Source organism: Acidisphaera rubrifaciens HS-AP3, from assembly GCF_000964365.1.
Classification (GTDB): domain Bacteria; phylum Pseudomonadota; class Alphaproteobacteria; order Acetobacterales; family Acetobacteraceae; genus Acidisphaera; species Acidisphaera rubrifaciens.
In genome coordinates this window covers 1-822 of record NZ_BANB01000919.1, presented here as the reverse complement: position 1 = coordinate 822, position 822 = coordinate 1, and the positions used below count along the sequence as shown (strand labels likewise).

At 75.7% G+C, this 822-nt stretch carries 2 protein-coding genes; one reads left to right on the top strand and one right to left on the bottom strand.

What is annotated here, in order from left to right; genetic code table 11:
* Positions 1-279 (bottom strand): FAD assembly factor SdhE (locus tag B8460_RS19045; RefSeq protein WP_048863203.1); only part of this gene is annotated, 279 nt, incomplete at its 3' end.
* 42 nt (positions 280-321) lie between these two features.
* Between B8460_RS19045 and B8460_RS21305 the strand changes: the two genes are divergently transcribed.
* Positions 322-822: OB-fold nucleic acid binding domain-containing protein (locus B8460_RS21305; RefSeq protein WP_241771245.1), on the top strand; the 501-nt coding region annotated here is incomplete at its 3' end.

Below are 822 nucleotides of genomic sequence, written 5' to 3'. Positions count from 1 at the left end.
CGGGTCCGGCAGGTCGAGGATGGTTTCCAGCACGTCGAGTTCGGCCTCATCCAGCTCGGCCGCGCGGGCGGCGACGAAGCCGCCGAGCAGCAGGTCGTTTTCCTTCGTCCCGCGATGCGCGGCGCGGAACACGAGGCGGCGGACGCGCCGCGCGCGCGCCTCCTCCGCCGGGTCGGCGCCCTGCGGCGCCGCGTCGTCGGGAGCGGACGTCCGGGCCGGGAGGGCCGGCGTGCCGGGGGCGTCGGGCGCGTGGTCGGGCGCGTGTTCTGGCGATGGCATGAGCGCGCTGTCATATACGGGCGGCAATCGCGCATGTCAGCCGTGGACCACGCCCCCCTCGCCCCGCTTCTCGCACCCCTGACGGCACTGCGCGGCATAGGTGCCGCGCGGGCGGCACTCCTCGCCCGCGCCTGCGGCGGGGAGCGCGTGCTCGATCTGCTGTTCCACCTGCCCGATGCCTATGTGGACCGGCGCACCCGCCCGCCGGTGCGCGACCTGTCGCCGGGCCGGATCGCGACGCTGCTGCTGGAGGTCGTGCGTCACGAGGCGCCGACGCGCCCGCGCCAGCCCTGGCGGGTGACGGCCAAGGACGATACCGGCTTCATCGACCTGGTGTTCTTCCGCCCCGCCTGGCTGGAGCGCCTGCGGCCGGGCACGCGCATCGTCGTCTCCGGCAAGGTCGAGAGCTACAACGGCCGCCTGTCGATCCCGCATCCCGACCACCTGCTGCCGGCCGAGGAGGCGGCGCGGCTGCCGGCGGTGGAGCCCGTCTGGCGTCTGACCGCCGGGCTGTACGCCCGCCAGCACGCCGCCGCCGTGGCG